This is a genomic window from Ruegeria sp. BE1 (assembly GCF_056538885.1).
On the sequence record NZ_JBQFTY010000003.1, the window covers coordinates 272,715 to 299,463 of the forward strand.

34 protein-coding genes are annotated in these 26,749 nt (G+C 60.2%); 22 read left to right on the forward strand and 12 right to left on the reverse strand.

Annotated features, from left to right (window positions below):
• The first annotated feature begins 51 nt into the window (after positions 1-51).
• Genes ACR0J5_RS11455 through ACR0J5_RS11465 form a run of 3 tightly spaced genes read left to right on the forward strand, consistent with a single transcriptional unit; the run spans position 52 to position 2,925 of the window.
• Positions 52-924 carry a carbohydrate ABC transporter permease gene (locus ACR0J5_RS11455; RefSeq protein ID WP_480653412.1) on the forward strand — a complete coding sequence of 291 codons (873 nt, stop codon included), beginning with the start codon at positions 52-54 and terminating at the stop codon, positions 922-924.
• On the forward strand, positions 917-1,822 hold the full coding sequence (locus ACR0J5_RS11460) for a carbohydrate ABC transporter permease (protein ID WP_180885230.1): 906 nt from the start codon (positions 917-919) through the stop codon (positions 1,820-1,822). Before ACR0J5_RS11455 ends, ACR0J5_RS11460 begins: the two co-directional genes overlap by 8 nt.
• Before the next feature lie 5 nt (positions 1,823-1,827).
• Entirely contained in the window at positions 1,828-2,925 is a 1,098-nt protein-coding gene (locus tag ACR0J5_RS11465; RefSeq protein ID WP_480653414.1) for an ABC transporter ATP-binding protein, read from the forward strand.
• 65 nt (positions 2,926-2,990) lie between these two features.
• On the opposite strand, the gene ACR0J5_RS11470 is transcribed toward ACR0J5_RS11465, so the two are convergent.
• Together ACR0J5_RS11470 and ACR0J5_RS11475 are read right to left on the reverse strand one after the other, a co-directional pair.
• On the reverse strand, positions 2,991-3,599 hold the full coding sequence (locus ACR0J5_RS11470; RefSeq protein WP_480653416.1) for an MlaC/ttg2D family ABC transporter substrate-binding protein: 609 nt from the start codon (positions 3,597-3,599) through the stop codon (positions 2,991-2,993).
• Positions 3,589-4,359, reverse strand: a complete 771-nt coding sequence (locus tag ACR0J5_RS11475) for an MlaA family lipoprotein (RefSeq protein WP_480653931.1) — start codon at positions 4,357-4,359, stop codon at positions 3,589-3,591. The genes ACR0J5_RS11470 and ACR0J5_RS11475 overlap by 11 nt, the downstream gene beginning before the upstream one ends.
• A gap of 337 nt (positions 4,360-4,696) precedes the next feature.
• Between ACR0J5_RS11475 and ACR0J5_RS11480 the strand changes: the two genes are divergently transcribed.
• From ACR0J5_RS11480 to ACR0J5_RS11495, 4 genes are read left to right on the forward strand one after another with little or no spacing between them, the layout of a single operon-like run.
• Positions 4,697-5,152, forward strand: a complete 456-nt coding sequence (locus tag ACR0J5_RS11480; RefSeq protein ID WP_480653418.1) for a RidA family protein — start codon at positions 4,697-4,699, stop codon at positions 5,150-5,152.
• A complete protein-coding gene (locus tag ACR0J5_RS11485) occupies positions 5,149-5,916 on the forward strand; it encodes a glycerophosphodiester phosphodiesterase family protein (RefSeq protein ID WP_480653419.1) in 768 nt (255 codons plus the stop codon). The genes ACR0J5_RS11480 and ACR0J5_RS11485 overlap by 4 nt, the downstream gene beginning before the upstream one ends.
• Before the next feature lie 45 nt (positions 5,917-5,961).
• Entirely contained in the window at positions 5,962-7,149 is a 1,188-nt protein-coding gene (locus ACR0J5_RS11490; protein WP_480653421.1) for a GNAT family N-acetyltransferase, read from the forward strand.
• Positions 7,146-7,439, forward strand: coding sequence for a 4a-hydroxytetrahydrobiopterin dehydratase (locus ACR0J5_RS11495; RefSeq protein WP_480653423.1), 294 nt, complete (start codon positions 7,146-7,148; stop codon positions 7,437-7,439). The genes ACR0J5_RS11490 and ACR0J5_RS11495 overlap by 4 nt, the downstream gene beginning before the upstream one ends.
• Here the strand turns inward: ACR0J5_RS11495 and ACR0J5_RS11500 are convergent.
• The 4 genes from ACR0J5_RS11500 to ACR0J5_RS11515 form a co-directional block, all read right to left on the reverse strand.
• Positions 7,436-7,747: a hypothetical protein gene (locus ACR0J5_RS11500; RefSeq protein ID WP_480653425.1), complete on the reverse strand. Its 312-nt coding sequence runs from the start codon at positions 7,745-7,747 to the stop codon at positions 7,436-7,438. The two genes, ACR0J5_RS11495 and ACR0J5_RS11500, sit on opposite strands and share 4 nt — an antisense overlap.
• Before the next feature lie 52 nt (positions 7,748-7,799).
• Positions 7,800-8,147: an EF-hand domain-containing protein gene (locus ACR0J5_RS11505; protein WP_480653427.1), complete on the reverse strand. Its 348-nt coding sequence runs from the start codon at positions 8,145-8,147 to the stop codon at positions 7,800-7,802.
• 11 nt (positions 8,148-8,158) lie between these two features.
• On the reverse strand, positions 8,159-8,404 hold the full coding sequence (locus ACR0J5_RS11510) for a glycine zipper 2TM domain-containing protein (RefSeq protein WP_480653429.1): 246 nt from the start codon (positions 8,402-8,404) through the stop codon (positions 8,159-8,161).
• A 107-nt stretch (positions 8,405-8,511) separates the two neighbouring features.
• The gene (locus ACR0J5_RS11515) at positions 8,512-8,997 is read right to left on the reverse strand and encodes a redoxin family protein (protein WP_480653431.1); all 486 of its coding nucleotides are present in this window, start codon (positions 8,995-8,997) and stop codon (positions 8,512-8,514) included.
• A gap of 99 nt (positions 8,998-9,096) precedes the next feature.
• On the opposite strand from ACR0J5_RS11515, the gene ACR0J5_RS11520 reads away from it, so the two are divergent.
• The 4 genes from ACR0J5_RS11520 (at position 9,097) to ACR0J5_RS11535 (ending at position 11,603) form a co-directional block, all read left to right on the forward strand.
• A complete protein-coding gene (locus tag ACR0J5_RS11520; protein WP_480653432.1) occupies positions 9,097-10,308 on the forward strand; it encodes an NAD(P)/FAD-dependent oxidoreductase in 1,212 nt (403 codons plus the stop codon).
• A complete protein-coding gene (gene rsmD, locus ACR0J5_RS11525) occupies positions 10,305-10,859 on the forward strand; it encodes a 16S rRNA (guanine(966)-N(2))-methyltransferase RsmD (RefSeq protein WP_480653434.1) in 555 nt (184 codons plus the stop codon). Before ACR0J5_RS11520 ends, rsmD begins: the two co-directional genes overlap by 4 nt.
• Before the next feature lie 151 nt (positions 10,860-11,010).
• Positions 11,011-11,358 carry a hypothetical protein gene (locus ACR0J5_RS11530; protein WP_480653436.1) on the forward strand — a complete coding sequence of 116 codons (348 nt, stop codon included), beginning with the start codon at positions 11,011-11,013 and terminating at the stop codon, positions 11,356-11,358.
• 65 nt (positions 11,359-11,423) lie between these two features.
• Positions 11,424-11,603: a hypothetical protein gene (locus ACR0J5_RS11535; protein ID WP_480653437.1), complete on the forward strand. Its 180-nt coding sequence runs from the start codon at positions 11,424-11,426 to the stop codon at positions 11,601-11,603.
• Here ACR0J5_RS11535 and map read toward each other — a convergent pair.
• Positions 11,591-12,403 carry a type I methionyl aminopeptidase gene (gene map, locus ACR0J5_RS11540; protein WP_480653439.1) on the reverse strand — a complete coding sequence of 271 codons (813 nt, stop codon included), beginning with the start codon at positions 12,401-12,403 and terminating at the stop codon, positions 11,591-11,593. The two genes, ACR0J5_RS11535 and map, sit on opposite strands and share 13 nt — an antisense overlap.
• Before the next feature lie 369 nt (positions 12,404-12,772).
• Here map and ACR0J5_RS11545 point away from each other — a divergent pair, with 369 nt between their 5' ends.
• Positions 12,773-13,138, forward strand: a complete 366-nt coding sequence (locus ACR0J5_RS11545; RefSeq protein WP_480653441.1) for a hypothetical protein — start codon at positions 12,773-12,775, stop codon at positions 13,136-13,138.
• 9 nt (positions 13,139-13,147) lie between these two features.
• Here the strand turns inward: ACR0J5_RS11545 and sfsA are convergent, their stop codons facing one another.
• A complete protein-coding gene (gene sfsA, locus ACR0J5_RS11550; protein WP_480653443.1) occupies positions 13,148-13,849 on the reverse strand; it encodes a DNA/RNA nuclease SfsA in 702 nt (233 codons plus the stop codon).
• A gap of 51 nt (positions 13,850-13,900) precedes the next feature.
• Between sfsA and ACR0J5_RS11555 the strand changes: the two genes are divergently transcribed.
• Genes ACR0J5_RS11555 through ACR0J5_RS11570 form a run of 4 tightly spaced genes read left to right on the forward strand, consistent with a single transcriptional unit; the run spans position 13,901 to position 16,816 of the window.
• A complete protein-coding gene (locus tag ACR0J5_RS11555) occupies positions 13,901-14,623 on the forward strand; it encodes a competence/damage-inducible protein A (RefSeq protein ID WP_480653445.1) in 723 nt (240 codons plus the stop codon).
• Positions 14,620-15,348, forward strand: a complete 729-nt coding sequence (locus ACR0J5_RS11560; protein WP_480653447.1) for a GNAT family N-acetyltransferase — start codon at positions 14,620-14,622, stop codon at positions 15,346-15,348. Before ACR0J5_RS11555 ends, ACR0J5_RS11560 begins: the two co-directional genes overlap by 4 nt.
• Positions 15,345-15,917: a peroxidase-related enzyme gene (locus ACR0J5_RS11565; RefSeq protein ID WP_480653449.1), complete on the forward strand. Its 573-nt coding sequence runs from the start codon at positions 15,345-15,347 to the stop codon at positions 15,915-15,917. Before ACR0J5_RS11560 ends, ACR0J5_RS11565 begins: the two co-directional genes overlap by 4 nt.
• A complete protein-coding gene (locus ACR0J5_RS11570; protein WP_480653451.1) occupies positions 15,914-16,816 on the forward strand; it encodes an OmpA family protein in 903 nt (300 codons plus the stop codon). Before ACR0J5_RS11565 ends, ACR0J5_RS11570 begins: the two co-directional genes overlap by 4 nt.
• Positions 16,817-16,884: 68 nt before the next feature.
• Here the strand turns inward: ACR0J5_RS11570 and ACR0J5_RS11575 are convergent, their stop codons facing one another.
• Complete coding sequence (locus ACR0J5_RS11575; protein WP_480653453.1) at positions 16,885-17,790, reverse strand: LysR family transcriptional regulator; 906 nt, start codon at positions 17,788-17,790, stop codon at positions 16,885-16,887.
• Between the two features lie 228 nt (positions 17,791-18,018).
• On the opposite strand from ACR0J5_RS11575, the gene ACR0J5_RS11580 reads away from it, so the two are divergent.
• Positions 18,019-18,459, forward strand: a complete 441-nt coding sequence (locus ACR0J5_RS11580; RefSeq protein WP_480653455.1) for a DUF4399 domain-containing protein — start codon at positions 18,019-18,021, stop codon at positions 18,457-18,459.
• A 74-nt stretch (positions 18,460-18,533) separates the two neighbouring features.
• Positions 18,534-19,142 carry a LysE family translocator gene (locus ACR0J5_RS11585; RefSeq protein ID WP_480653457.1) on the forward strand — a complete coding sequence of 203 codons (609 nt, stop codon included), beginning with the start codon at positions 18,534-18,536 and terminating at the stop codon, positions 19,140-19,142.
• Here the strand turns inward: ACR0J5_RS11585 and ACR0J5_RS11590 are convergent, their stop codons facing one another.
• Positions 19,143-21,170 carry an FAD-dependent oxidoreductase gene (locus ACR0J5_RS11590; RefSeq protein ID WP_480653459.1) on the reverse strand — a complete coding sequence of 676 codons (2,028 nt, stop codon included), beginning with the start codon at positions 21,168-21,170 and terminating at the stop codon, positions 19,143-19,145.
• A gap of 138 nt (positions 21,171-21,308) precedes the next feature.
• On the opposite strand from ACR0J5_RS11590, the gene ACR0J5_RS11595 reads away from it, so the two are divergent.
• From ACR0J5_RS11595 to ACR0J5_RS11605, 3 genes are all read left to right on the forward strand, one after another.
• Positions 21,309-21,794 carry an RNA pyrophosphohydrolase gene (locus ACR0J5_RS11595; RefSeq protein WP_480653461.1) on the forward strand — a complete coding sequence of 162 codons (486 nt, stop codon included), beginning with the start codon at positions 21,309-21,311 and terminating at the stop codon, positions 21,792-21,794.
• 108 nt (positions 21,795-21,902) lie between these two features.
• The gene (locus ACR0J5_RS11600) at positions 21,903-23,276 is read left to right on the forward strand and encodes a radical SAM protein (RefSeq protein WP_480653463.1); all 1,374 of its coding nucleotides are present in this window, start codon (positions 21,903-21,905) and stop codon (positions 23,274-23,276) included.
• Positions 23,273-24,112: a DUF547 domain-containing protein gene (locus ACR0J5_RS11605; RefSeq protein ID WP_480653465.1), complete on the forward strand. Its 840-nt coding sequence runs from the start codon at positions 23,273-23,275 to the stop codon at positions 24,110-24,112. The genes ACR0J5_RS11600 and ACR0J5_RS11605 overlap by 4 nt, the downstream gene beginning before the upstream one ends.
• Positions 24,113-24,128: 16 nt before the next feature.
• Here ACR0J5_RS11605 and ACR0J5_RS11610 read toward each other — a convergent pair whose 3' ends face one another.
• Both ACR0J5_RS11610 and nth read right to left on the reverse strand, forming a co-directional pair.
• Positions 24,129-25,118, reverse strand: coding sequence for an adenosine kinase (locus ACR0J5_RS11610; protein WP_480653467.1), 990 nt, complete (start codon positions 25,116-25,118; stop codon positions 24,129-24,131).
• Entirely contained in the window at positions 25,115-25,759 is a 645-nt protein-coding gene (gene nth, locus ACR0J5_RS11615) for an endonuclease III (RefSeq protein WP_480653469.1), read from the reverse strand. The genes ACR0J5_RS11610 and nth overlap by 4 nt, the downstream gene beginning before the upstream one ends.
• Before the next feature lie 116 nt (positions 25,760-25,875).
• Here nth and ACR0J5_RS11620 point away from each other — a divergent pair, with 116 nt between their 5' ends.
• Positions 25,876-26,718, forward strand: a complete 843-nt coding sequence (locus tag ACR0J5_RS11620) for a methylated-DNA--[protein]-cysteine S-methyltransferase (RefSeq protein ID WP_480653471.1) — start codon at positions 25,876-25,878, stop codon at positions 26,716-26,718.
• Positions 26,719-26,749 lie beyond the last annotated feature (31 nt).

Consider the following 26,749-nt stretch of genomic DNA (forward strand, 5'->3'; position numbering starts at 1 on the left):
TGCTCTGCCCCCTATACTGACGGGGCAGAGCACCTTTCCCCGGAGGAAATCATGTCCGAATGGCTGGAAAACCACCTGCCCAAGGTGGTGCTGGCACCGTCGTTCATTGCCGTATTGATCTTTGTCTACGGCTTTATCGGATGGACGGCCTGGGTGTCACTGACCCGATCGAAACTGTTGCCGAAATACGAAATCAAAGGCTTCATCCAATATGAACGCCTGTTCGACTCCCCTCGCTGGGATACGGCAATCAACAACCTGTATATCTTTGGCGCGCTGTTCATCGTGATTGCGATGGTGCTGGGCCTGTTGCTGGCCATTCTGCTGGATCAGAAAATCCGCGTCGAAGGAGCTATCCGGACGATTTACCTCTACCCAATGGCGCTGTCGATGATTGTGACCGGTACCGCGTGGAAGTGGATACTGAACCCCGGTCTGGGGGTCGAATCCATGGTGCAGGGCTGGGGCTTTACCAATTTTGAATTCGACTGGCTGGTGAACCCCGATTACGCCATTTACACCATCGTGATGGCAGCGATCTGGCAAAGCTCGGGCTTTGTCATGGCGCTGTTCCTCGCTGGTCTGCGGTCGGTGGACGGAGAGATCATCAAGGCCGCCCAAGTCGATGGCATCCCCACATGGCGCATCTATACGGCGATCATCATCCCCTCAATGGCTCCGATCTTCCTGTCGGCCTTCATCGTGCTGGCTCACCTTGCGATCAAAAGCTTTGATCTGGTCATCGCGCTGACAGGTGGCGGTCCGGGCTACGCAACCGATCTGCCGGCCACATACATGTACGCCATGGCGTTTTCGCGCGGCGATATCGGTCAGGCGGCCTCGTCCGCGATGATCATGATGCTGGTCGTCTTTGCCATCGTCGTTCCCTATCTTTACTCAGAGCTGAGGGCGAAAAATGACTGATCTGTCGATGCCCCAATCCCAAACCGAACCCCGCAGCCAAAGTGCCGCTGGCAAGATTGCCTTGCGTTGGCTGCTCTATGTCCTGCTGGGCCTCTTTGCGCTGTACTACCTGATGCCGCTTTTCGTGATGTTGACCACATCGCTGAAAAGCCTTGAGGAAATCCGCACAGGAAGCCTGATTTCCTTGCCGCGCGAGGTCAGTTTTGACGCCTGGAAAACCGCATGGTCGGGCGCCTGTACCGGCATTCAGTGCGAAGGTCTGCGGCCTTATTTCTGGAACTCGGTCCTGATCGCGGTGCCTGCGGTGGCAATCTCGACCCTGTTGGGCGCACTGAACGGCTATGTCGTGGCACAATGGCGGTTCAAAGGGGCGAATATCATCTTCTCGCTGATGCTGTTTGGCTGTTTCATCCCGTTTCAGGTGGTTCTGCTGCCGATGGCGCGTCTGCTGGGCATGATGGGGATCGCCGGAACCATTCCGGGGCTGATCTTTGTCCACGTGATCTACGGGCTGGGCTTCACCACGCTGTTTTTCCGCAACTACTATGTCACCATCCCGTCCGAGCTGACCAAGGCCGCGCGCGTCGATGGGGCCGGGTTCCTGCGGATTTTCTGGTCGATCTTCCTGCCGCTGTCGCTGCCGATCATCGTGGTGACGGTGATCTGGCAGTTCACGCAGATCTGGAACGACTTCCTGTTCGGCGTGTCGTTCAGCCAAGCGGGCACGCAGCCTGTGACCGTGGCGCTGAATAACATCGTAAACTCCACCACCGGCGTCAAAGAATACAACGTCGACATGGCCGCCGCGATCATCGCGGGGCTGCCGACGCTGCTCGTCTATGTCGTTGCCGGTAAGTATTTCATCCGCGGCCTGACCGCCGGTTCTGTGAAGGGATAAGACCCATGGCACCCATCCTTGATATCAACAAACTCTACAAGAATTACGGCGCGACCGAGATTCTGAAGGACATCAACATCTCGATCGAGCCGGGGGATTTCCTGGTGCTGGTCGGGCCCTCGGGCTGTGGCAAATCCACCCTGCTGAACTGCATCGCTGGGCTGGAGGAGATTACCGGCGGCACCCTGTCTATTGGCGGAAATGACATGACACATGTCAGCCCCAAGGACCGCGACATCGCGATGGTGTTCCAATCCTACGCCTTGTACCCGACCATGAGCGTGGCCAAGAACATCACCTTTGGCATGAAAGTGCGTGGGGTGGATCAGGCGACGCAGGATGCCAAGCTGAAAGAAGTCGCCCAACTGCTGCAGATCGAGCCGCTGCTGAACCGCCGCCCCAGCCAATTGTCGGGTGGTCAGCGTCAGCGGGTGGCGATGGGTCGGGCGCTGGTGCGCGATCCCAAGCTGTTCCTGTTCGACGAGCCGCTGTCAAACCTCGATGCCAAGCTGCGGGTCGAGATGCGGACCGAGATCAAGAAGCTGCACCAGACGCTGGATGCGTCCATCGTCTATGTCACCCATGACCAGATCGAGGCGATGACGCTGGCGACCAAGATCGTCGTGCTGAAAGGCGGTGTTGTGCAGCAGATCGGCACCCCGGCTGAAATCTACAACAACCCGGCCAATCTGTTTGTGGCCGATTTCATGGGCTCACCTGCGATGAACCTGATCCCGGCGCAGGCGCACAAGAATGGTTCGGGCACCCAGATTGCGATTTCGCGCGAAAGCGGCGAGACGCTGGTTCTGAACGATGCCCGCGATCTGACGCTGCCCAAAGATGTGATTTTGGGCCTGCGCCCCGAAGACATCGCCGAGGCCGGGTTCCGCGCAGGCGATGGCGTGCAAGAGGCCGAATGCCTGGTCGACATGGTCGAACCCGCGGGGGCCGATACCTATGTGGTCTCGGAACTGGGGGGCAAACAGGTGACGGCGCGGCTGCATGCGGAAACCAGCGCGCAGGCAGGGCGGACGCTGAATCTGGCCTTTGACATGAGCAAAGTGTCTTATTTTGCCAAGGAAACCGGTGAACGCCTGAACTAAGACCACCCGAACAAAAAAGCGCCGCGCGATTGGGATCGCGCGGCGCTTTTTTCATGTGAACCGGATCAGCTGAGCTTGTTCTGGTTCATATCCTTGATCAGACGGTTCAGATCGCCGCCACGGGCATCCAGCATCGCGCCGATTTCGGTGCGTTCGGTCAGCAGCATATTCACTCCTTCGATGAACATGTTGAAGAACTTGTCGCGGCCCGATTTGTCCGACACCAGGAAGGTCACCTCGAACGGGGACGACCCCTGCAGCTTGACCGAGGTGCGCACCTCGTACCCGGCCTTGATCTTGCGCGCATTTCGAACGGTCACCTGACCGCCTATGAATTCCCGGAAACGGCGGCCATATTTGTTCGAGATATAGCCTTGAAAGGCGCTGGTGAACTGCCGCAGCTGTGCCGGGCTGGCTGATCGGCCATCCGCCCCCAGCACATAGCGCGCCATGATCGGCACATCGGCATATTGCGTAAAGATCTTTTCGAAATCGCGGATCATCGCCTTTTCGGATTTGCCCGAAGCGATCACGCGGTTGATGTCATCCACCACACTGACCACCAGCGCCTTGGCGCTGGCTTCGGTCTGGGCAAAGGCGGGCAGGGCGGTCAGCATCGCGCCGGCTAGGCCGGTGGCGATGAAACCGCGTCGATTCAGATGATTATTCGGCATAGGGGTCCTCGTAGGGGTCTAGGTAGGGGTCCCTGACTGGGTCAGTCCCGATATCTGCATAGGGGTCGTCATACAGGCCCAGATAGGCCTCTTCATCATCCCGTGCCAGTTCGAACCGGCGATTCTGGATGTAGATTGTCTGCGCCTGCGCATAGCTGTCGGCACTTTCATAAAGGATCGAATCAACCGTGTCCGAGAACCGTCCCCGATCCCCCATTCGACGCACGACCTCGGCATAGACACCGATATTGTCGACAGGGCGAACAGGGGTAAAGTTGATCGGGTTCGAGAACAGGTTGACCACGACCCCGATTGCGTCGCGCTGGGTCGAGGGGCCATAGAAGGGCAGCTCGACATAGGCGCCTTCGCCCACGCCCCAGACATGCAGGGTTTCGCCGAAATCCGTATCGACGGGGGGCAGGTTCAATTCATCTGCCGGTTTGGCCAGCCCGGCCCCTCCGACGGTCGAATTCACTGCAAACCGCAGCAGTGCATTGCCCGATTGTTTCAGATTGCCCTGCAGCAAGTAATCCAGTGCTTGCCCTGGCATCGTCAGGTTCTCGGCGAAATTGCTGAAGCTGGTGACCACAGGGTCGGGCACGATCTTCACATAGCCTTTTGAGGCCGGGCGGAACAGGAACCGGTCAACGCCCAGGTTAAACTTGTGAACGCCTCTGTTGTTGCGCTCATAGGGGTCGAATACTTCGCCCGGTGGCGTGCCTTCGGGCGCACGTGTCGCACAGGCGCTGAGCACTGCCATCAGGGACAGGACGATCAGGTGTTTTAGCTTGGGTTTGCTCAACACGGTTTTTGTCACTCCAAACCGCTCGGGACTGGGGATTGCCCGAACTTTCAATCAATACTGTCTTCGGTCACGTAGTGTGACCCAATCCGTTGTCACATAGGCGCGTCACATTCAATATGAAACAGATAGCGTTTAACCCGCCGGGCAGGTCAAGGTAAAGTGACAGTGGGTGAGCTGATCGGAACAAGTGGAGTTATGCCCACACCCTGGGCAGGTCTGCGCCCTTTTCCGGCTTTTCGATCCCGAACTTCCCGGTTAGCTTCGCCGCGACTCAAGATTTGGAGGACCCCTCATGAGCATCGCAGCAAAACTGGAAAGCTTGGGCGTAGCATTGCCCGATGCGCCCGCGCCGGCGGCGAATTACGTGCCTTTTGTCCGCGTCGGTAACACTGTCTATGTGTCGGGCCAGATTTCCAAGGCCGATGACCTGATCACCGGCAAGCTGGGCGATGACATGGATGTCGAAGCGGGCGCTGCCGCGGCCAAAGTGTGCGCGATCAACCTGCTGGCTCAGGTCAAGGCGGCCTGTGGTGGCGATATTGAAAAGCTGGTGCGCGTAATCAAGCTGACCGGCTTTGTGAACTCGACCGCTGACTTCACTGCGCAGCCGCAGGTGATCAACGGGGCCTCGGATTTTCTGGTCGAAGCGCTGGGCGAGGCTGGCCGCCATTCCCGTTCCGCCGTCAGCGCCGCGTCGCTGCCGCTGGGCGTGGCTGTTGAAATCGAAGGGATCTTCGAGGTCGCATGACACCCCCCCTGCCTTCTGCGTTCCTGCAGGTCCCGATTGCGCATCGGGCGCTGCACGATCTTGCCGATAACCGCCCGGAAAACAGCCGGGCGGCCATTCGCGCTGCCATTCACGCCGGGTATGGGATCGAGATTGACCTGCAGCGCACGTCCGACAACCGGGCGATGGTGTTTCATGACTACGACATGACCCGCCTGACCGGGCAGCCGGGCCCGATCCAGCAGATCACCGCCGAACAGGCGCATGCCACGCAGTTGCTGCACGCCGAAGACGGCATCCCGACGCTGGATGAGGTGTTGGACATGGTGGCCGGGCAGGTGCCTCTGCTGATCGAGTTCAAGGATCAGGACGGTGCCATGGGCACTAATGTCGGCGCGCTTGAGGCCGATGCAGTACGTGCCTTGCAGGGCTACGACGGCCCTGTGGCGCTGATGTCGTTCAACCCAAACTCTGTTGCGGAACTGGCGCGGCTTGCCCCGCATCTGCCGCGCGGCATTGTGACCTGTTCCTACCAGCCCAAGGTTGAGCTGTTGCCGCAAGATGTCTGCGATCATCTGCGTAACATTCCCGATTTCGATCGGGTCGGGGCCAGCTTTATCAGCCATGAGGCCGCCGACCTGTCGCGCCCCCGCGTGGCCGAATTGAAGGCGCAAGGCGTGCCGATTCTATGCTGGACCATTCGCTCGCCTGAACAAGAGGCGCAGGCCCGTCAGGTTGCTGATAATGTGACCTTCGAAGGGTATTTGGCCCCGCAAACGGGTTGAACCTGTCCCCTGCCGTCACAGATAAAGATCAGACGCGGAGGGCATATGGATCAGGCGCAAATCGAAGTTCAGGTTCTGGGATCGCTCTCGCAAATCTCTGCGGCCGAGTGGGACAGTTGCGCCTGCCCCGAGACCGCTGATGGTGATCGTCCACTGGACCCGTTCACCACGCATCGGTTTTTGCTGGCGCTGGAAAACAGTGGCTCAGTCGGGCGCGGCACCGGTTGGCAACCGCAATACCTGACGGCCTATATGGACGGGATGCTGATTGCGGCGGCCCCGATGTACGCCAAGTCGCACAGTCAGGGCGAATATATTTTCGACCACAGTTGGGCCCATGCCTATGAAAATGCGGGCGGGCGGTACTATCCCAAATTGCAGATCGCGGTGCCCTTTACCCCTGCCACCGGGCGCCGTTTTCTGGTGCGACCGGGGTATGAGGCGATGGGCATGTCAGCGCTGGTGCAGGGGGCCGTGCAACTGGCCGCCGACAACCGTGTCTCATCGCTGCATGCCACGTTCTGCACCGAAGATGAGGCCATCGCGGGCGAAGAAATGGGCCTGATGGCGCGCCATTCGCAGCAGTTTCACTGGCTGAATGACGGCTACGCCGATTTCGACGGGTTTTTGCAGGCGCTGTCGTCGCGCAAGCGCAAGAATATCCGAAAAGAACGCGCGCAGGCCAGCGGCTTTGGCGGTGAGATCACGGCCTATACGGGCCAGGATCTGCGCCCCGAACACTGGGACGCGTTCTGGCGGTTTTATCAGGATACCGGCATGCGCAAGTGGGGATCGCCCTATCTGACGCGCCAGTTCTTTGATCTTGCGCAGGACACCATGGCCGATGACATGGTTTTGGTTCTGGCGGAACGCAATGGTTATCCCATCGCCGGCGCGCTGAACTTCATTGGGCGGGAAACGCTGTTTGGCCGCTATTGGGGCTGTGTCGAACATCACCCCTGTCTGCATTTCGAACTGTGCTACTATAGGGCGATTGATTTTGCGATCGCCCACGGATTGGCGCGGGTCGAGGCAGGCGCGCAAGGCGAGCACAAGCTGGCGCGCGGCTATTTGCCCACGCGCACGCATAGCCTGCATTGGGTTGGTGATCCCGGCTTTGCCGATGCAATCAGAAAATATCTGGACGCCGAGGCCCACGCAGTGGGAGAAGAGATTGAGATTCTGACGGATTACGGCCCGTTCAGAAAATCGAACCCGGAGGAACAGCAATGACCGAACTTTTGTCGACCGAGACCCGCGGCCCCCTTCTGGACCCGCTATTCAAGAACGGCTGGACCATGGTCGAAGGCCGGGATGCGATTACCAAGACCTTCATCTTTGAGGATTTCGTGCATGCCTTTGGCTGGATGACACAGGTGGCGATTTTTGCGGAAAAATGGAACCACCATCCAGAATGGTCCAACGTCTACCGCACGGTCGAGGTCACGCTGGCCACCCATGATGTGGGCGGGTTGTCGTCGCTGGATGCCAAGCTGGCGCGCAAGATGGACAGCCTGGTTTAACCCCGGTCGCTTTGCGATCCTTCGCCACCGGCCAGGGCTGCCACTGTTCCCAGCTGCCGGAACTCAACTGGCGTCACAGTTCCGTCGCTTGTGTCGATATTGCCCGGAATGCCGGTTGTGCGATTGCCGATCTGGCGCACGCTGCGCGCAAAGGGGTTAATATCGAGGCATTTGTTGTTGTAGCAGGTCAGGCCGGAGGTGTTGATCTGAATGCGCGGCTGTCCATCCGGCCCGGTCACAACCGGGGCCTGCGGCACATCGCAAGCGGCCAGCAGTCCCATAGCGCCAAGAAAAATCCACTTGTTCATAGTCCGCCTCCACCTGATTGGGCCTGCCCCGCAGGTCACGGGGCACGCCGGTTCAATCCAGCAGGCCGTTCTGATCCTGATCGGCGGACTGGAAATCATCGTTCATCTGAGCGTCGTATTCCGCCCTTGAGATAAAGTCATCCTTGTCGCGGTCAACTTTTTGAAACTGCTTGATGTCCAGAAACGGCTTGGCCTCGTCCAGACCCAGCGTGCCATTCTTGTCCTCGTCCATTTCCTGAAAGGCATAGTCGGAAAAGGCGTTAAACTCATCGCGCGACAGGAACCCGTCATTGTTGGTGTCGACGGATTGCAGCTCTTTCTCGTGCAGCTCGCTTACGGTTTCGGAAATGGCCGGGCTGGCCAGGGCGACGGTTGCGGCGAAAATAAATCCACGTGTCATCTCGGCTCTCCTCAGCATGCGTATCTGTTGCCTTCAAACCCACCGGCAGCAGCGCCTGCTGCGGTCAGAATGGTTTTGCCGGACCCGCCGCCGAATTGATTGCCGATGGCCCCGCCGATCAGAGCACCGCCCAAGGTGCCGCTGAGACAGGCGATTTCATGCTGACGTGCGGCCTGTTGTTGCGGTGTCGGGGCCGGACCGCAGGCCGCCAATGCCCCGGCAGTGCCAAGCAAAAGCGTGAATACTTTCAGTTTCATCAAAAATCTCCCTGATCATATGCCACAACTATTGGCTGATCAGGGCATTGCATCAAGTTAAATAGCGGATAAGGCCCCGGCATGGATGGCACCGGGGCCAAACCGTATCAGATCGCGTCCAGCAGGCCCTCACCTGCGGAAATCTCGCAGGCTCCGGGGCTTTCTTCCAGGTTCAGGGCGGCTACTTTGCCGTCCTCAACCAGCATGGCATAGCGTTTGGACCGCGCGATCAGCCCGGCGGGGGGCGCGTCGAACTCCATGCCGATGGCTTTGGTGAATTCGGATGCGGCATCGGCCAGCATTGTCAGACCAGCCTCGGTGGCGCCGGTTGCCTCGCCCCAGGCTTTCATCACGAAGGGGTCGTTGACCGACAGGCAGATGATCTCATCCACGCCTTTGGCGTCGAACTGGTCCTTGGTGCGCATAAAACTGGGCACATGGGCCGAATGGCAGGTCGGGGTGAACGCGCCGGGCACGGCAAAAATCACCACTTTGCGCCCTTTGGTCTTGTCTGAAATCCGCACCTCTTCGGGGCCGTCCGCACCCATTTGGGTCAGCGTGGCGTCGGGCAGCATGTCACCTGTTGAAATCATTTTTAAGCTCCTGTCGTTTGGATTTGCAGAGTCGGGCTCAGCCGCAATATAGGTGGTCGCGTGGAGGAGACCACGGGAATTCGACAGGGTGAGGGACAGATGAGCCATATTGTCGTGATCGGCGCCGGGCAGGCCGGCGCATCGCTGGTGGCGCGGCTGCGCAAAGGTGGGTTTGACGGGGATATCACCCTGATCGGGGCCGAACCGCATTTGCCTTATCAGCGCCCGCCCTTGTCCAAAGCCTATCTGCTGGGCGAGATGGAGCTGGAACGCCTGTTCCTGCGGCCCGAGAGTTTTTATACCGAGAACAACATCACTTTGCGTCTGGGTCAGCGCGTCACGGCGATTGACGCGCAGGCCAAAACGGTAACGGTGGGGGATGAGGTCATCCCCTATGACGAACTGGCCCTGACCACCGGGTCCGACCCGCGCTACCTGCCCGCTGCGATTGGTGGCGACCTGCAGGGGGTCCACGTGGTGCGCGATCTGGCCCATATCGACGAGATGGAGCCCCGCGTGACCGAAGGTGCACGTGCCCTGATCGTGGGCGGTGGCTATATCGGGCTTGAGGCCGCGGCAGTCTGTGCAAAGCGTGGTGTTCAGGTGACGCTGGTCGAGATGGCGGATCGTATCCTGCAACGGGTGGCCGCGCCTGAGACGAGCGATTATTTCCGCGCCCTGCACACGGGATACGGTGCCGATATTCGCGAAGGCGTCGGGTTGGAGCGTTTGGTGGGCGAAAACGGTAAGGTGGTTGGTGCCGTTCTGACCGACGGATCGAAGATAGATGTTGATTTCGTTGTTGTAGGTGTGGGCATTGTGCCTGCGACCCACCTGGCCGAGATGGCGGGGCTGGAACTGGAAAACGGCATCAAAACGGATGCCCATGGCCGCACGTCCGATCCATCGATCTGGGCGGCGGGGGATTGCGCGTCTTTCCCGCATGGCGAGGGCCGTATTCGTCTGGAAAGCGTGCCGAATGCGATTGATCAGGCCGAGATCGTGGCCCAGAACATGCTGGGCGCGGCCAAGGGCTATACGGCGACGCCGTGGTTCTGGTCGGACCAGTATGATGTCAAACTGCAGATCGCGGGTCTGAACACCGGCTATGATCGCGTTGTGACCCGGCAGGGTGAGGGGCAGACGGTGTCCTTCTGGTATTACAAAGGGGATCAGCTGATCGCGGTGGATGCGATGAACGATCCGCGCGCCTATATGGTCGGCAAGCGCCTGATCGACGCCGGAAAAACCGCCGACCCGGCCATTGTGGCCGACCCGGATGCGGACCTAAAGCCGTTGCTTAAGGCGTGAGGATCATCGCGGGCGACTTCCGGGGCCGCGCCTTGGCCTCGGTCGGCAAAGGGGATGCGGGCGCACATCTGCGCCCGACCACGGACCGGGTGCGCGAGAGCCTGTTCAATGTCCTTAGCCATCAGATCGACTTTGACGGTCTGCGTGTGCTGGACCTGTTTGCCGGCACCGGCGCGCTGGGGCTTGAGGCACTGTCGCGTGGCGCCGCACATGCAAGCTTTGTCGATGATGGGCGTGTGGCGCAGGGGCTGATCCGTAAGAATATCGACCTGACTCGCAGTGCTGATCGCACCGACCTGATCCGCCGCGACGCCACGCGGTTGGGCGACAACCCAGGCGCGCCCTATGATCTGATCTTTCTGGACCCGCCCTATGGCAAGGCGCTGGGTGAAAAAGCCCTCGCCAAAGCGGCGGAGGGCGGCTGGATCGCCCCGGACGCGCTGCTGGTTTGGGAAGAGAGCGCGCATATGGCAGCGCCCACTGGGTTCGAACTGCTCAGCACCCGAAAATATGGCGATACGCATATTTCTCTGATGCTTCGCGCTCAATAATATTTTTTAAAATCATGAGCTTATTTGGCTTTCGAGGGGCTGGAGAAGCGCTTTTTTGACCTGCCAGTTTCTGCACATCAATGCGTCACAATTTCGACCAAAATTGCCTCTAGCGGGTGCTGGTTTTTGCAACTTTCACTGAGACCCCCAAATGCTGTCCAAAACTCCCCTAGCTCTGCTCATCACCTGTGCGGCCGCGTCAGCCAGCTTTGCCGAAGCAAAGTTCGATACCAATGAATTTACTGTGAACTGCACATCTGCCGCAGGCGGCGACACCATCACGATCTCGCGGTCTGGCGGGGCTCAGAAAGGACAGATCGCAACCGGTGAAATAGAGGGTGAGGCCCAGATCCTGCTGGGTCTGGGCAATGTGACGTTCCTGTTAATTCAGGGAAAAGACGTCGTTACGTTTGTCGTGGATACGGACAGCATGGACTACGATTTGGCAGTTAAAGGGCCCCATCAGAAAACGGACAGAGGAACATGTGCCGCGTCCTAGGCTGACGCTGCCGGCCCTGTTGATCGTGTTTTGAGGGAACACCCCGGTTGTGCTAAGCTGCAAAAATGGATCGTGCAGTTTCGCCCCCGTTCTGGGGCATCTCTCAGGAAAAAGACACGGCGACGGGGCCGCCATCTAAACCGATGCGCGCACCCGTGTTTATCCACGACGCGGTTATCCCGTGGCGGGATGAGACATTGCTGCTGAAACTGCTTCGGGATCAGGAGGCGGATCAGGATGAATAGGTCGGGTGGTATTTGCCGCCGGGCGACAGGGTAAAAATCTCGACCCCGTCTGCGGTGACGCCGACCGAGTGTTCGAACTGCGCCGACAGGGACTTGTCGCGGGTCACTGCGGTCCAGTCATCGGCCAGCGTTTTGGTCTCGGGGCGGCCCAGATTGACCATCGGTTCGATGGTGAAGAACATGCCTTCTTCCAGCACAGCGCCCGTTCCGGGGCGGCCATAGTGCAGAACGTTTGGCGGTGCGTGGAATACCCGGCCCAGACCGTGACCACAGAAATCGCGGACAACGCTCATGCGGTGTGCTTCGACATATGCCTGAATGGCGTGGCCGATGTCACCGAAGGTGTTTCCGGGTTTGACCATATCAATCCCTTTGAACAGGGCGTCATGGGTCACCTGGATCAGACGCTCGGCCTTGCGGGGCAGCTTGCCTGCCACATACATGCGCGAGGTGTCGCCGAACCAGCCATCCACAATGACCGTGACGTCGATATTCAGGATGTCGCCCTCTTTCAGCCGCTTGTCGCCGGGGATACCGTGGCAGACCACGTGATTGACGCTGATGCAGCTGGCGTGCTGATAGCCCTTGTATCCGATGGTGGCCGAGGTTGCGCCTGCGTCTTCGACCATCTGGGTGATGATGCCGTCGATTGCACCAGTGGACTGGCCCGGAAAGACGTGCTGTGCCATCTCATCCAGAATCTGCGCAGCAAGGGCCCCTGCCGCATGCATGCCGGCAAAGTCACTCTTTTCGTAGATGCGGATGCCGTCCTTTGTCAGGCGGCCACGATGGTCTTTCATCGGTGCGGGGCTCCAAATGTTTCGCGCAGCGCTCCTTTTACGCTGCTTGTGCAGAAAGTTCCAGAGGGCGTCCGGTCGCATCGGCAATGAACGTCCGGTTCAGTCTTTTTTCGTATATACGCCCGACAAATAATCGCGAACCGCCACAAAGCAAGCCTTGTGGGGCGTATGGTGCGTGCCAGACCGTTTGCCTTGGGGCTATGTAGCCGCCGAAACTGCGCCGGATCAGGGAAATTCGTTAGAAATGGCGCCGTTGCCGCATGCGCGCGCAGGCTTTCAAAATCTCTTGAACACATGTTTCGGGCGTGGTCATCCCGCGCAGGATGGTTGCATTCTGCCCGTTCAAAAGGGCGCACCAAGAGGTACGGAATGATCCGACGAGCTGCTGCGGTATTGATTATGCTTGTTGCGGGCTGCCGCGACGAGGTGACGATGCTGTCGCATGACGATCTTGCGGCCCTTTTGTCCGAAGATCGCCACATCGCGTTTCAGCGCAGCGGGGTCAAAGGCACGGCGCGGCTTAACGCGGATTTCACCTTTGACGTTCTTGTTCCGCGGCTGGGGCAGGACAGCGGGGTCTGGTGGCTGGAAGGTGACAGGATCTGCAGCCAATGGGAGGATTTTCGCGCGGGGCGTCCGCAATGTGCCGTGGTGGGGCAGTTGGGGGATGGGACCTATCGCGGATACAGCCCCAAACCCCAAGTCTACCTGGGGGATTTCAGTATTTCCAAATAGGGTGCCAGCCTAGTCCACAGCCCAGGATTTCCTGGCATCCACCCACACGCCTTGCGGTGAAATCCGGGTGCCGACAATCAGCCTTTCGATCCCTTTGGCCGCTTGGAAGGCCCGCGCATAGGTGGGGTCAATATCGGCGGCCAGCGTAAAACGGTCGCAATCGGTGCGCTGCACCAGATACAGCATCACGGCGCGGTGCCCTTGCGCCGCCATCGCTGCCAGCGCGCCCAGATGCTTGGTCCCGCGTGCGGTGACGCTGTCGGGGAATTCGGCCAGACCGGGCTGGCGGGAAAGGGTGACGCTTTTGACTTCGACATAGGCGTCGGGCAGGCCGGGTTGGGTCAGCAGAAAGTCGATGCGGCTGTTTTCGCCGTATCTCACCTCAGGCCGGACGGTTTCATACGCGGCCAGTTGCGGGATTTCGCGGGCCTGTAGCGCGGCGCGCAGGGCTTTGTTGGGGACCAAGGTATCGACGCCGGTGAAGTGCCCGTTCTCATGATCCACCAACCGCCAGCCGTATTTCAGCTTTTTCTTCGGGTCGTCGTTTGGTTCCAGCCAGATTCTCTCACCCGGCTCAGCCAACCCCATCATCGAGCCGGGATTGGCGCAATGGGCCGTGACCTCGCGCCCGTCCTCCAAGGTGCAATCGGCCAGAAAGCGTTTGTAGCGGCGGATCAGGTGGGCGGGGACAAGGGGGGTTTCAAATCGCATGTCTCAGGGCCTATACCTGCCCTGACGGTCGATCAAGAGGGGGCGCATGCCATGGCAAATCCAACCGCTGCAATGCTGGTGATCGGGGATGAGATCCTGTCGGGCCGGACCCGTGACGCCAATATGCACTATCTGGCCGGAGAGCTGACCAAACACGGCATCGACCTGAAAGAGGTGCGCGTTGTCAGCGACGAGGCCCCTGCGATCGAAGGGGCGGTCAAGGCTCTGTCCGACCTCTATGATCATGTGTTCACCAGCGGCGGCATTGGTCCGACCCATGATGACATCACCGCCGATTGCATTGCCCGCGCCTTCGACACGCCGATTGACATCCGTGAGGATGCGCGCGCGTTGTTGCAGGCCCGTTACGATCAGTCTGGGCAAGAGCTGAACGCCGCCCGCCTGCGCATGGCGCGTATCCCGGATGGTGCGGCCCTGATCGACAACCCGGTTTCCACCGCGCCGGGGTTCACCATTGCCAATGTACATGTGATGGCCGGGGTTCCGTCGGTCTTTCAGGCCATGGTGGCCAGCGTTCTGCCCGGTCTGACCGGGGGCAGTCCGATGCTGTCACAGACCCTGCGCGTGGATCGGGGCGAAGGCGACATCGCCGGGCCCTTGTCAGTGCTGGCGGGGGACTTTCCCGACCTGTCCATCGGCAGCTATCCGTTCCAGATCAACGGCGCTTTCGGCTCTAACGTGGTGGTGCGGGGCACGGACGGGGCGCGGATCGATGCGGCTGTGACCCGGCTGGCAAAAGAGCTTGAGCTTTGAGCGCTCATTGGCCCGACATTGTCGACGGAACATGGCCCGCCGCGCAGTATGAACGGCTGGGCCCGTTTCAGCTGCGCCGTGGGCAGGGCGGTGGATCGCGCGTCTCTGCCGCGAATGCGCTGGGCCCTGCCAAAGGGGCTGAGGTAGAGGCGGCTGAAACCGCGATGCGCGCGATGGGCCAAACTCCGCTGTTCTGCCTGCGTCCGGGGGATGAGGCGCTGGATACGCTGTTGGACAGGCGCGGCTATGCCGTGCTTGATCCCGTCAACATATATGCCTGCCCGGTGGAAAATTTGACGGATCAACCGGTGCCCCGTGTGACGGTGTTCAACACCTGGCCGGCACTGGCCATCATGCGCGAAATCTGGACCAAGGGCGGTATCGGCCCGGCGCGGGTCGATGTAATGGCACGCGCGCAGGCCCCCAAGACCGGCCAGTTGCTGCGCCACAAGGATCAACCGGCGGGCGCTGGATTTGTCGCGATGCACGACCGTGTCGCGATGGTGCACGCGCTTGAGATTCTGCCCGATCACCGCCGTCAGGGCCTGGGCGGTTGGGCCATGCGGGGGGCTGCCTTTTGGGCGCAAGCGAACGGCGCACAGGTGCTGAGCGTGATCTGCACCAAGGCCAACGCCGGGGCAAACGGGCTTTACCGGGCGCTTGGGATGGAGGTTGTGAGCGAATACCATTACCGTCGTTATAAAGAAGAGGACAAGCAGACGTGACGCCCCAGACATCTCCGACCGCGCTGGACCTGCCGATGGTCGATCCGCTGCCGCCCGAGACGCAGAAGTATTTCGACATTTGTGTGGAAAAGCTGGGTTTTGTGCCGAATGTCCTGCGGGCCTATGCCTTTGATATCGACAAGCTGAACGCCTTCACTGCGATGTATAACGACCTGATGCTGGGTGACAGCGGTCTGAGCAAACTGGAACGAGAGATGATCGCGGTGGTCGTGTCCGCCATCAACAAGTGTTTCTATTGCCTTGTGGCTCATGGTGCGGCTGTGCGGCAATTGTCCGGTGATCCCAAGCTGGGTGAAATGCTGGTGATGAACTACCGAACCGCCCGCCTTGAGCCGCGTCAGCGTGCGATGCTGGATTTCGCGGCCCGCGTGACCACCGCCAGCGCCGAAATAGAAGAGCCTGATCGCCAGCGCCTGCGGGATGTGGGCTTTACCGACCGCGACATCTGGGACATTGCCAATGTCACCGGTTTCTTCAACATGTCCAACCGGGTGGCCAGCGCGACGGCGATGGCCCCGAATGACGAATACCATACGCAGGCCCGATGATCCGTTTCGCCGTTCTGATCCTTCTGCTTCTGACCCCGCCTGTCCTTGCGCAGGAAATGACCCTGCCCGCAGGATCGCGCCAACTGAGTGATCGCGTCAGCCCGCTGGACAGCTACGCCCTGCCCACCGGCCCGTTTGCGGATGGTGTCTTGCCTGCACGACAGGTCGAAGGGCGGGTTGAACGGATCACGTGGCGCCTGCAATCGGGGTCCAGTACAACCTTGCAGCTTTTGGCACCGTTGCGTGATCAGATCATCGCGCAGGGCTATGAAGTGGTGTTTGAATGCGAGGCCCGCGCTTGCGGCGGCTTTGATTTCCGCTTTGGGACTGAGGTGGTTCCGACCCCTGACATGTATGTGGCGATACAGGATTTCAGGTTCCTCTCGGCCACGCGCGGGGATGAGGTTCTCAGCCTGCTGGTCAGCCGAAACCAACCCAGCGGCTACATCCAGATGATCCGCGTCACACCGGACAAGACAGAAACACCGCCGCCTCTGGTGATCGAGGAATCCGTCGTACCCTCGGGCGATTTGCTGACCGGGCTGACGCGGAACGGCCACGTGATCCTGGATGATCTGCATTTCCGCACCGGAGAGATCACGCTGGGTGAAGGTCCGTTTGCCTCGCTTGCGATGATCGCCAAATACCTTGCTGACAATCCCGGAACCCGTCTGGCGCTTGTGGGGCATACTGATGATACCGGCGCGCTTGATGCCAATATCTCGGTCAGCACGGGCCGTGCGCAGGCCGTGCGCGCGCGCCTGATCGAATCGCATGGGGTCACATCCGACCGGGTCGAGGCGCGCGGTATCGGCTATCTTGCGCCGCTGACGTCGAACGCAACGCCCGAGGGGCGCGATCTGAACCGCCGGGTCGAGGCGGTTTTGCTGGTCAACTGAACATCTGCTGCCGGACAAAAAAAGACCCGCACAAATGTGCGGGCCATCGAGGTTCACCGGGGGAGATATTACCAGTCCATCGGACCCTTTTCGTTGAAGGATTCGACAAGAAAATCAATGAAGGCCCGGACCTTGGGTTGGGTAAAACGTCCAGGCGGGTAAACGGCATAGATGCCTTGCACCTCGTCGGGCAGGGACGGCATCGCATCCAGAACTGCGCCGGTTTTCAGCGCATCAGCATAGAGATAACTGGGCAGATAGGCGATCCCCAGACCCGAGATGGCCGCGTTCAGCAGCGATTGCCCGTCATTCACGCTCAGCCATCCGGCGGTGCGGACCTGACGTTTTTCGCCCGAAGGCGCGGTCAGCCGCCACACATTGCCGGAGGATTGGCTGGAATAGTGCAGCAGCTTGTGTTCGTTCAGATCGTCGATCTTCTGCGGGCGACCAAATTTCTCGATATAGCTGGGGGCCGCGACCATGCGTTTGACGGTTTCGGTCAGCTTGCGGGCGCGCAGGGTGCTGTCTTCCAGCTCACCAATGCGCACAGCCACGTCGAACCCTTCGGAAATCAGCTCAACATAGCGGTTGTTCAGCACCATGTTCACGGTGATATCCGGGTAGGCGGCCAGAAAGTCCGACAGAACCGGCGACAGGTGATTCACGCCGAAATCCGTAGCAACACTGATCCGAAGCAAACCCGAGGGGGCGGATTGCATCGAGGTCACCAACGCATCAGCTTCGCCTGCGTCATTCAAAACGCGGCGCGCGCGGTCATAATAGGCCAGACCAATCTCGGTCGGGGAAACGCGGCGTGTCGTTCGGTTCAAAAGCCTGGCGCCCAACCGGGCTTCAAGGCTTGATACGTGCTTTGACACAGCCGATTTGGAAATGCCCATCTTCTTGGCTGCATCAGTGAATCCACCCTGATCAACCACATTGGCAAAGGCTTCCATTTCGGTCAGTCGATCCATTCTCAGTCCCCGGGTGTTTTTTCGTTGTCTGACATTGGCCTTCAATCTGGGCGGAAACAGGGCAGACATGGGATAATATCAGGGATTTAAATCGGATCGTTTGCAGATGGGAAACGCGGAAACAGTGGTTTCCAGCCCCGCCACAGACCCATCATCATAAGGTTATTCGGCGTTGCAGGCCGCATATGCTAGGATGAGAATGGCAAATTTGTGACCACGGAGGAGATCATGAAAGCCCTATTCGCCCTTGTTGCCCTGTGCCTGTCTGCAACTGTTGCGCTGGCCGCCGGAACAACCCCATCCAGCCCGGATGCCAAGCTTTACTTCGTCAATCTGGCCGATGGGGATGTCGTTCAGTCTCCGGTAACGGTGGTCTTTGGCCTCAGCGGTATGGGCGTGGCCCCGGCCGGGACCGAGGCTGAAAATACCGGCCATCATCACCTGCTGATCAACCGCCCCCCGATCGGTGAGGGCGAGGACGGCGCGGATGAGTTGGCGTATGGTCTGCCCGCGGATGACAATCACATCCATTTCGGCGGTGGTCAGACTGAGGTCACGCTGGACCTGCCTGCAGGCACCCACACGCTGCAGCTGGTGCTGGGCGATGCAGGACATGTGCCCCACAATCCACCGGTCGTGTCCGACGTGATTACAATTAGGGTCGAGTAGGCGCCGAGCGCGCGGAAACCGGTTTACAACAAACTGAATGTCGGAAACTCTGTCGGTCAAAACAGGAGGCCGATATGTCGTTGGAGTTCTTTCTGACTTCCCTGATCGTGGTTTTGTTGCCGGGAACCGGAGTGATTTACACATTGGCTGTTGGCCTGGGGCGTGGGTTTCGCGCCAGCCTTGCGGCAGCGGCCGGATGCACGTTGGGGATCGTTCCGGCAGCTTTGGCCAGTATCATCGGACTTGCAGCTCTACTGCATACCAGCGCGCTGGCCTTTCAGGTCATCAAGTATCTTGGTGTCCTCTACCTGTTCTATATGGCGTGGGGTATCCTAAAAGACGGCGGAGCTATGGAGTTGAACGCCGAGAAATCCTCGGCGGGGTACTTCAAGATCACGGTGACGGGGACATTGATCAATGTTCTCAATCCCAAACTGTCGCTGTTTTTTCTGGCCTTCCTGCCCCAGTTTCTTCCGGCCGGTACGGCGAATGCCGGTTTGGAGCTGCTCAAGCTGGCCGCTGCCTTCATGGTGATGACCTTTGTGGTCTTTGTCGGATACGGTGCCTGTGCGGCCCTTGCACGGGACTATGTCATTCGCAGGCCATCCGTGATGGCCTGGATCAAACGGTGTTTCGCGACAGCATTTGGCGCGTTGGGCGTCAAGCTGGCGCTTTCTGAGTGATCAAAACGTTACCGCCAGCCGTGTGCCCTGATTGATTGCGCGTTTTGCGTCAAGTTCGGCGGCCACGTCAGCACCGCCAATCACATGGGGGGTAATCCCGCGGTCGATCAGTGCGTCAGCCAGGCTGCGCTCGGGCACTTGCCCTGAACACAGCACGATTGTGTCCGCCGCGATGACGGTTGGATCTGCGCGGTCTTCGCCAAAGCTGACATGCAGCCCGTCATCATCGATGCGTTCATAATTCACGCCACCCACGAAATTGACGTCCTTCATCTTGAGCGTCGCGCGGTGAATCCAGCCGGTGGTCTTGCCCAGCCCCTTGCCGTGCCGTTGTGCTTTGCGCTGTAGCAGCGTGACCTGACGGGCGGGGGCTGCGGGTTGCGGGCCTTCGGGGGCCAGACCGGCGCGGTGCTGTTCGGGATCGGTTACACCCCATTCCTTCATCCAGGCGGGCAGGTCGGTGGTGACGCTGTGCCCGTCCTCCAGCAGAAACTCGGACACGTCAAAGCCGATGCCGCCTGCGCCGATGACAGCGACGGATTTGCCGACCTCGGTCTTGTTGCGCAGCACATCGATATAGCTGAGGACATTGTCGCGATCCTGCCCCGGTATCTGTGGATCGCGGGGGATGACGCCCGTGGCGATGACAACCTCGTCAAAGCCGGTCAGGTCATCGGCGCTGACCTCGCGGTTCAGTTCCACCTTCACGCCCAGATCGTCCATCATGGTGCGATACCAATCAACAAGACCCCAGAACTCTTCTTTGCCCGGCACTTGTTTGGCCATGTTCAGCTGACCACCGATTTCGCCGGCCCGGTCGAACAGGGTCACGTCATGGCCACGCTGGGCGGCGGTCATGGCGGTCGACAGACCCGCCGGACCCGCGCCGACAATGGCGACGGTCTTGCGGGTGTCTGCTGTGCCAATCTCCAACTCGGTCTCATGGCAGGCGCGCGGGTTCACAAGGCACGAGGTCAGCTTGCCGCTGAACGTGTGGTCCAGGCACGCCTGATTGCAGGCGATACAGGGGGCGATCTGCGCAGACTGACCAGCAATGGCCTTGTTCACGAAATCCGCATCCGCCAACATGGGCCGCGCCAGCGACACCATGTCGGCACAGCCGGTGGACAGAACCTCTTCGGCAACCTCGGGCGTGTTGATCCGGTTCGAGGTGATGATCGGAATGCCCACCTTGCCCATCAGCTTTTTCGTCACCCAGGCAAAGGCTGCGCGGGGTACAGAGGTGGCAATCGTCGGTATGCGCGCCTCGTGCCAGCCGATCCCGGTATTGATGATCGTGGCCCCGGCCTTTTCGACCTCTTGCGCCAGCTGCACCACTTCTTCGTGGGTCGAACCATTGGGGACCAGATCGATCATCGACAGGCGATAGATGATGATGAAATCGGTGCCTACGGCCTCACGGGTGCGGCGCACGACTTCGATGGGCAGGCGCATGCGGTTCTCATATGACCCGCCCCAACGGTCGGTGCGCTTGTTGGTGTGGGTCACAAGGAACTGGTTCAGGAAGTACCCCTCGGACCCCATGATCTCGACCCCGTCATATCCGGCCTTTTGGGCCAGAACGGCCGCGTTCACGATATCGGCGATCTGTTTCTCGATACCTTCTTCGTCCAGCTCATGCGGCGGGAACGGAGAGATCGGCGATTTCACCGGGCTGGGGGCCACGCATTTCGGCCCATAGGCATAGCGGCCCGCATGCAGGATCTGCATCGCGATCTTGCCGCCCGCCTCATGCACGCGTTGGGTGACGATGGAATGGTTCGCGACCTCTTTGTCATTGGTCATCATCGACGCGCCGGGCAGGACCGAACCTTCGAGGTTCGGACCAATCCCGCCCGTCACCATCAGCGCCACGCCGCCACGGGCGCGGTCGGCATAGAACTCGGCCACGCGATTCCAGTCGCCGGTTTCCTCAAGCCCTGTGTGCATCGACCCCATCAGGACGCGGTTTTTGAGCGTGGTAAAGCCCAGATCCAGCGGGGCCAGCATGTTTGGGTACGCAGTCATGGTGAACTCTCCCTCCCGTTTCTTGGGCGATAGATTGACGTGCACGTAAACATTGTCACGCGAAACCTAACGTCACCCCCTTTGCGGTGGCGCATGTGCTTGTTACAGACAGGACATATCAGATTCTTGAGGCCCCGCATGACCCCCGAAGAAATCGCTAAACTGCCCTATCGCCCCTGCGTCGGGCTGATGCTAATGAATGCCGAGGGCAGGATTTTCGTGGGCCAGCGCAATGATCGCCATGCGGATGCCTGGCAAATGCCCCAAGGTGGTGTGGACAAGGGCGAAGACCCGCGCGATGCCGCCCTGCGCGAGTTGTGGGAAGAAACCGGCGTCACCGCTGATCTGGTCGAGGTGATGGCCGAGACGCCGGGTTGGCTGCCCTATGATCTGCCGCATGACATCGTGCCGAAAATCTGGAAAGGCCGCTATCGCGGGCAAGAGCAGAAATGGTTCCTGCTGCGCTTTACCGGCCGGGACGATCAGATCAACATCGACACCGACCACCCGGAATTCACCCGCTGGAAATGGCAGGAGCCCGCACGCTTGGTGGAAGAAATCGTCCCCTTCAAACGCGAGGTCTATGAACAGGTGGTCGCGGCGTTTGAGGCGCATCTGCGCTGAGGGCCCGGAACCACTCTGACGCCGACAGTTCTGCGCTGCGATCACCCGGCCACAACTTGCCGTGAGGGGGCGTAGTTCGGTTTCCGGCGGACCTCTAGCTTGGTGGGCATGAGAGACACCCAACATACCCATCCCGCCATTTTCCCAGCCGGGCGCAGATTCGAAGGCACTGACCAGCGCGCACCCTTGCGAGAGGGTTTGCAAAGCTGTGGTGAATACCGCGCCGGGCAAACCGCGGGACGGTTCTATCCGGTTGCTTGTGTGGCATTGGAAGTCACGCAGCGGTGCAATCTGGATTGCACGCTGTGTTACCTCTCGGATCGGGCCGAGATGACGTATGATCCGCCGCTCTCGGTCCTGTTTGCACGGCTGGCCACGATCCGCAGTCATTATGGGACCGGGGTTTCGGTGCAGCTGACGGGGGGCGATCCGACGCTGCGCAAGGTTGCGGATCTTGAGGCGCTCTGCCGGGAAATCCGCCGTCTGGGGATGCGGTCTTGCCTGATGACCAATGGTATTCGTGCCAGTCGGGCGTTTCTGACGCGTCTGGCGGCGGCCGGGCTGGATGACGTGGCCTTTCACGTCGACATGACGCAGGAGCGCAAAGGGTTCACAAGCGAGGTTGAGCTGAACACTGTGCGTCGCGCCTATATCCGCCGGGCGCGTGGGCTGGGGCTGCGCATTCTGTTCAACACCACGGTGTATGGCGGCAATTTCGATGAGCTGCCGCAATTGGCGCGGTTTCTGCGTGACCGGCCCGAGGTCGCGTTTGTCTCGTTCCAGATGCAGGCGGATACCGGGCGCGGGGTTTTGCGCGCGCGGCCCGATGCGATCACACAAGACAGTGTGGCGCGGGCAATCGAAGAGGGGTACGAAGCCCCGCTGCATTTCGGAACCGCCACTGTCGGGCATTCCAAATGCAACCGCTATGCCAGCGTTGTCCGCGCCGGTGGCCGCGCGGTGTCGCTGTTGTCGAACCAAAAGCTGGTGCATCGAGTGATTGCCGCGCTGGACGGCGTGGATGACAACCAGGACGCCCATATCCGCATTCGCCCCAAAACCTGGCGCCTGATCCGCCGCCACCCGTTGCTTGCGCTGCTCGCACTTGGGCATTTGGGACTCAGCGTAGCGCGGCTGGGTTCCGGTTTGCTGCGCGGTCCGGTGCGGCGGCAGGCGGTGTTCATCCACAACTTTATGGCCGCCGATGATCTGGACGAAGATCGCTGTGCCTCATGCGTGTTCATGGTGGCGACGGCCAACGGCCCTTTGTCGATGTGCGTGCACAACGCCCAGCGTGATTTTCATCTGGCCAGCCCGGACCGTGTTGATGGCCCCACGGGTTCAAGCTGGTGGAATGCGGCCGTGCCGCGCCTGTCCGCGCAGTCCAGCTTACCGGACCTGAATGATCCCGCTTTGGCCCCGCTGAAACGGTTGAAAGGCCAGATGCGTGCGCTGCGCGAAAACCAAAAGGATGCGTCATGAAAAAGCTGCTGATCCTGATTTTGCTGCCTTTGCTGGCGGCCTGCGCCAGTGTGGAACGTCTGGCCTTGCCCAAACCTGTGCCCCTGTCGGACACGGCGCTGACCCAGGCCGCCCCACCTCCGGGTGAGCGGGTGGACCATGGCGACTGGACCGCCTTTCTGTCCCGCTATGTCGCGCCCGATGCGGCGGGGGTGAACCGGGTGGCCTATGGGCAAGTGACGCAGGCCGACAAGGCGCGGCTGGACGGGTATCTGGCGCAGTTGCAGGCGGTTGATCCGGCGGGGCTGACCCGCGATCAGCAACTGGCATATTGGATCAACCTCTATAATGCGGTGACCGTGGATGTTGTGCTGGAAAACTACCCCGTTGCCTCGATCCGCGACATCAAGGACGGGCCATTGTCAATCGGTCCGTGGAACCGCCCGCTGGTGCAGGTGGATGGCGAAACCCTGACCCTGAACGACATCGAGCACCGCATCATCCGGCCTGTTTTTAACGAGCCCCGCATCCACTATGCGCTGAACTGCGCTGCCGTGGGGTGCCCCAACCTGATGGACCGCGCGTGGCAGGCCGAGACGCTGGAGCGGGACTTTGCCGCCGCCGAGCACGCCTATGTCAACGACCCGCGCGGGGTGCGGTTTGACGCGCGCGGCGGGCTGATCCTGTCGAAAATCTACATCTGGTTCCGCGAGGATTTCGGACCGAACGAGGCGGCGGTTCTGGCCTATCTGCAAACCGCCGCTGATCCTGACCTGCAAGCACGGCTGCAGGATGTCCCGCGCGTCAAAGCCTATCAATATGATTGGGCTTTGAACGATGCGGCAGCGGGATCTTAGGGCTCGGCTTGGCGCTTTACAGCAACCCCTCGGCGCGCAGCAGTTCTTGCATATTGGCCTCGGGGCGCGGGCCGATATGGCTGATCACTTCGCGGGCGCAGACATTGCCGATCTTTGCGCAGGTCTCGTAATCGCGGCCCGTGGCCATGCCAAACAGGAAGCCCGCAGCAAACTGATCGCCCGCGCCGGTGGCGTCCACAGGAACCACTTTCTCGACCGGGATGTCAAAGCGTTGGCCGTCATGCAGGACGGTGACACCGTCCCCCGAACGGGTGCACACGACCAGCGCGCAAATCTCAGCTGTCTGTGCCAGCGCCTCTTCCAGATTGTCGGTTTCGAACAGCGATTTGATCTCGGCCTCGTTGCCGATCACGAAGTCCAGCTCATTCTCGATTAGCAGCAGGAAATCGACCCGGTGCCGTTCCACGCAGAACGGATCGGAAATGGCGATCCCCGCTTTGCCTCCGCCAGCGTGGCAGGTGCGCGCAGCCTCAAGAAACGCGGCTTTGCCCTTTTCCTTGTCGAACAGATACCCTTCGAGGAACATGATCTGGCTGTTACCGGCAACCTCGGACGACACATCCGACGAAGACAGCTCGGACGAAATCCCCAGATAGGTGTTCATTGACCGTTCCCCATCCGGCGAGACAAAGATCATCGAGCGCGAGGTCGGCAGCTCACCGCCCGGCACCGGCGGGTTGACGAAATCCACGCCATCCTCGTTCATCGCATCGGCATAAAACCGACCCAGAGCGTCATCATGGACGCGCCCGATAAAGGCCGCATCCAGACCCAGCGCCCCCGCGCCTGCTATGGTGTTGGCGACGGACCCGCCCGGCGTCTGCACCCGACCCTCCATCGAGGCATAAAGAACCTCACCGCGTTCCTGTTCGATCAGCTGCATGATCCCTTTTTCGATGCCCATCAGTTCCAGGAAACTGTCATCGGCCTGAGAGATCACGTCCACAACGGCGTTGCCGATGCCAACAAGCTGGTAGGTTTTCATAGGGTTTTGTCCTCAAATTCGCAGAGATCGCGGATGATACAGGTGGGGCATTGCGGCTTGCGCGCTTTGCAATGATAGCGGCCATGCAGGATCAACCAGTGATGCGCATGCAGCTGGAAATCGGTTGGGATATTGTCTTCGATGGCGCGTTCCACCGCATCCACGTTTTTGCCGGGGCAGATGCCGGTGCGGTTGCCGACGCGAAAGATATGCGTGTCCACCGCCTGCGCCGGATAGCGCCACCACATGTTCAGCACCACATTGGCCGTCTTGCGCCCGACACCCGGCAGCGATTGCAGCGCGGCGCGGGAATTGGGCACCTCGCCACCATAGTCTTCGACCAGAATACGGCTGAGCTTGATCACGTTCTTGGCCTTCTGGCGGAACAGCCCGATGGTCTTGATATGTTCGGTCAGGCCCTCTTCGCCCAGATCCAGCATCTTTTGCGGCGTGTCGGCGATCTTGAACAGCTCTTTGGTGGCCTTGTTCACACCCGCATCGGTCGCCTGCGCCGAAAGCGCTACGGCAACGACCAGAGTATAGACGTTCACATGATCCAACTCGCCCTTGGGTTCGGGGTCGGCCTCGTGAAAACGCGTAAATATCTCGCGGATCTGGTGATATCCAAGTTGCTTTGCCATCCGGGCCTTAATGCCGCCCGCAGGGCCCTGACACAAGCCCTAAGCCAATGCGCAAGTTCCGGGTCGCGGTGGCGCGATGCGAGCGCTATGGTCCGGGTCAGCAGATGAGGTGCGAAATGAACGTCCAGACCCCGGAAAGCAACTACCACTATAACGTCATGCGCCGCGCGATTGAGCTGATCGATCAGGGGGGCGAAACCCTCAGCCTTGAGGACCTGGCCCGGCAGATGGATATGAGCCCCGCGCATTTCCAACGCCTGTTCTCGCGCTGGACCGGGGTGTCGCCCAAACGCTATCAGCAATACCTGACGCTGGGCCATGCCAAGGCGTTGTTGCGCGACCGGTTCACCACGCTTGAGACGGCGCACAATGTCGGCCTGTCCGGCAGCGGCCGCCTGCACGATCTATTCCTGAAATGGGAATCCATGAGCCCCGGCGAATACGCCCGCAAGGGTGCGGGGCTGACGATCTACTGGGGCTGGTTCGATTGTCCCTTTGGTCCGACCCTGGTGATGGGAACGGACAAGGGTATCTGCGGCATGGCCTTCGGGGCCGAAACCGGCCAAGACCCCGCGATGGAGGATATGGTCAGCCGCTGGCCCAAAGCCACCTACGTGCAAGACGAGGACAAGCTGCGCCCATGGGTCGATGCCTCGTTCGGGTCGGATCGGGCGGAAACCCCGTTGCACCTGATCGGTTCGCCCCTTCAGATCAAAGTGTGGGAGGCACTGATGCATATCCCGTCAGGTCAGGTCACCACCTATTCCGAAATCGCGCAGCGGGTGGGGTCTCCGCAAGCGGTGCGCGCCGTGGGAACTGCAGTGGGGCGCAATCCGGTCAGTTGGTTGATCCCATGCCATAGGGCATTGCGGAAATCTGGCGGTTTGGGGGGGTATCACTGGGGTCTGCCGGTCAAACGCGCCATGCTGGCCTATGAGGCCGCTCAGGCGGATGCCTGAGAAATAGAGCGAGGCACCGTCAGGTGCCTCA